Raw genomic sequence first — 3,444 nt, 5'->3', positions numbered from 1 at the left:
GGCACCGGTGCCGACGGCGCGGTAGGTGCCCACGAGGTAGTGCAACCCGGCGATGCCGCGGGGCACCAGCCGTACGTCGACGGGTGCGAAGCCGTGCCCGGTGACCAGTTCGGTCAGTTCCGTCTCGGTGAACTCCCGGTACAGCCGCCGCGCCCCGTTGGCGAAGAGCCGGCCGGGGCCGTCCTCCGAGCGGAACACGGACACCGTGAACAGGCCGCCGGGGCGCAGCAGATCGCGCACGCGGTCCAGGTAGCGGCCGTACCCGTCGGGGTGTTGGTGGTGCAGGCAGCCGTTGTCGAGGACGGCGTCGTAGTCGGTGGTGCCGTCCAGGTCGGCCAGCGAGCACACCTCGAACCGCACCCGCCCTTGGCCGCGGGCGGTGAGTGCGGCCCACTCGGGCGACTCGACCAGGTCGATGCCGGTGACCCGGCAGCCCGCGTCGGACAGGATGGCGGCGTCGCGGCCGTGTCCGGTGCCGATGTCGAGGACGTGCGCGCCGGCCGGGTCTTCGAGGGCGCGCAGCAGCAGGCGGGGGGCCTCCCGCATGGCGTCCTCGGCGGTCCACACGTCGCGCCCGTTGGCGTAGTGGTCGTGGAAGTCCGAGCGCAGCACGTCCGCGTACGCCGACTCGTCGGGGGGCGGGGTGGTGGCGGGGGCGACCGAGTACCGGTCGGCTATCCGATGGCTGGACATGGGTGATGAGTCCTGTCGTGTGAGGGCACGGGGCGGCAAGGGGGAGGAGGCCGGGAACGCGACGCGCCAACGGTGCCGGAGCGGACAGTCCGCTCCGGCACCGTTCGTCACCCGGGGTGCTCGCGGGGCGCCCCGGGTGCCCTGCGGCGGGCCGCGTCCGGTGCGGCCTCGCTCACGTTGTCGCTCAGCCGGCGACCGTGTAGACCTGTCCGTCGTAGGACGCGGCGAGGAACAGCTTGCGGGCCGCGTCGTAGGCGAGGGAGGAGATGCCGGCGGTGGTGGGCCGTTCGGTGACGGTCCAGCGGCCGTCGGTCCGGTCGTAGATCGCGACCCGGCCGTTGTAGCTGCCGGTGGCGATCAGCCGGCCGTCGGTGTCGGCGGCGACGCACTTGATGGAGTGGGTGTGCGGTGTGGACAGGACTCGCACGCCGCGTTCGGGGTCCCACAGGCGCAGCTTCAGGTCGCGGCTGATGCTGGCGAACCAGCCGTCACCGAGGCCCGCACAGCCGTTGGCGATCTTGTCGTGGGCGTCCTCCACCGTGGCGACCTTCTCCAGCGTGGAGATGCGGTACCAGGTGGCGGAGGCGTCGGCGGCGACGGAGAACAGCAGGTCGCCGGAGACCGCGACCCCCTTGACGGCGTTGACGTTCAGCGGCAGGTCCGCGATGTGCTCGACGGTGTCACCGGCCAGCTTCAGCAGCAGGCCCTCGCCGGTGTAGGCGCCGACCACGGCGTACGGCTCGCCGTCGCGTTCGAAGGCGACGCCGCAGTTCAGCGGTGAGCGGTGCTGGTACAGCTCGCGGCCGGTGAGGGCGTCGAAGACCTTGCCCAGCTGGCCGCCCGACAGCACCAGACCGCCGAGCGGGGTGAGGAAGTTGCACAGGCTGCCGGTCTCGGCCACCGGCTCGCCGGCACGCCGCACCACGCCCGCGTCGCCGACGGTGAGCGCCGTGCCGCCGCTCACCGGCAGCACCGCGTTGACCCCGCCGGTGGGCGGTACGACGGCGGTGTCCCAGGTGCGCGTCCGGTAGTCGTAGCCGCGGTAGGTGGCGCCGAAAGTGGCGAACACCAGGCGGGTGCCGCCCGCGAAGGCGCAGGAGCGGGGCCACACGTCGTCGGGCAGGTCCGTGGTGTCCAGGGCCTTCGGGACGGCGGCGGAGACGTCCCACAGCCGCATCGTGCGGTCGTAGGAGAGGCTGACCAGCAGATTGCGGGAGTCGTCGAGGACGAGGCGCTTGATGCCCGCGTCGTGCGCGGGGACGGTACCGCGTTCCTCGGGGCCCACGACGATGATCTGCCCCTCGTCGTTGCCGGCGAAGATGGTGCCGGAGGAGGAGATGGCGACGGTGTCGGTCTCCACACCGTCCATGTCCAGGTCGGCGATCATGCCACCGGTCTCCAGCGACCAGCGCTTGATGGTGCCGTCGTCGCTGGAGGAGATCAACTCGTCGGCGCCACGGGCCCATTCGACGGAGATGACGTCGGCGGTGTGCCCCTCGAAGCGGTGCAGCAGCCGGCCGGTGAAGTCGTAGACCCGCACCCGGTGGTCCCGGGAGGCGGTGGCGACCAGTTCCTTGGCGGGGTGGAAGACGGACATCTCCACGTCGTCCTCCTGGTCGCCGAGGACCGCCACCAGCCGCAGGTCGGGCACGGTCCACAGGCGTGCGGTGTAGTCGCTGGAGGAGGTCAGCAGGAGTCTGCCGTCCGGTGAGAACTGGCACTGGTTGGCCAGGTGGTCGTGGAACGAGCGGGCCACCGCGCGTCCGGTGCGCTGGTCCCAGCAGATGACCTGGTTGTCGTAGCCGGCCGTGGCCACGTACTCGTCCCGCCAGGCGGCGATGCCGCTGATGGGTCCACGATGTTGAATCATATGGGCTCCCCCAGAAGCTCGATGGTGTGTCCGCCCTGTTCGGCCTTGACCCGCAGATAGCCGTGGTTGCGTTCGGTCAGGTGGATGCCCGTGGGAATGACCTCCTCCACTCCGATGCCATAGCCCTCCAGCTGCCGGACCTTGTCCGGGTTGTTGGTGCGCAGCCGGATGCGGGACACGTCCAGGGCGCGCAGCATCTGTGCGGCGACGAGGTAGTCACGCATGTCGTCCGAGAAGTTCAGCTCCCGGTTCGCGGCGAAGGTGTCCAGGCCCTGGTCGTCCTGGAGCCGGTAGGCGTCCAGCTTGTTGTAGAGCCCGATGCCGCGGCCTTCCTGCCGCAGGTACAGCAGGATCCCGCCGGATTCGGCGAACTCGTCGACCACTTCGTTCAGTTGTGGTCCGCAGTCGCAACGGGCGGAGCCGAACACGTCTCCGGTGAGGCATTCCGAATGTACGCGCACCAGGGGTACGGACCATGCGGACGGGAACACGACGGCGATATGTTCGCGTTCGTCGGCGAGTCCGGTGAAACTGATCATTTCGGCGGTGCGCCAGGTACCGTCGCTCACCCGCACCGGTACCTCGACCCGGGTACGGATCGCGGCTTCGGTGGTGAGTGGACCGGTCCTCGGGTGCGGCATCTTGCCGCTGGACGTGCTCAACATGGATCGTCCCTCCGCTGGTAACGGCGCGATTACGTAATCACACCGTCACCTCCGAGCACACTACGGACAGACCGAAACACCCTCCGAAACGTTTGACGCTCAACACCGAAATAGAAACGATCAGGACCGCGCAGTGACGCACGACGATGAGGCGGGGCCAGGGGGTTGCCGACCAGGCCGGGAGTGGTACCGCCGGCCGGCGGCCCGGGTGCCCCC

3 protein-coding genes are annotated in these 3,444 nt (G+C 70.0%); all 3 read right to left on the bottom strand.

Features of this window, described 5'->3' with window-relative positions:
* On the bottom strand, positions 1–693 hold a 693-nt coding region (locus tag H5J33_RS27980; protein WP_181797619.1), incomplete at its 3' end, for a cyclopropane-fatty-acyl-phospholipid synthase family protein.
* 184 nt (positions 694–877) lie between these two features.
* Entirely contained in the window at positions 878–2,563 is a 1,686-nt protein-coding gene (locus tag H5J33_RS27975) for a WD40 repeat domain-containing protein (RefSeq protein WP_181797618.1), read from the bottom strand.
* Positions 2,560–3,228, bottom strand: coding sequence for a GTP cyclohydrolase II (ribA, locus tag H5J33_RS27970; RefSeq protein WP_258565445.1), 669 nt, complete (start codon positions 3,226–3,228; stop codon positions 2,560–2,562). Before ribA ends, H5J33_RS27975 begins: the two co-directional genes overlap by 4 nt.
* Positions 3,229–3,444 lie beyond the last annotated feature (216 nt).

It is taken from the genome of Streptomyces sp. WELS2 (assembly GCF_013870595.1).
Lineage (GTDB): Bacteria > Actinomycetota > Actinomycetes > Streptomycetales > Streptomycetaceae > Streptomyces.
This window is presented reverse-complemented; position numbering and strand designations above follow the sequence as displayed.

Bases quoted from the DNA above. Each gene is read 5' to 3' on its own strand.
- H5J33_RS27975 (WP_181797618.1), bottom strand. From the start codon at position 2,563: ATGATTCAACATCGTGGACCCATCAGCGGCATCGCCGCCTGGCGGGAC.
- ribA (WP_258565445.1), bottom strand. From the start codon at position 3,228: ATGTTGAGCACGTCCAGCGGCAAGATGCCGCACCCGAGGACCGGTCCA.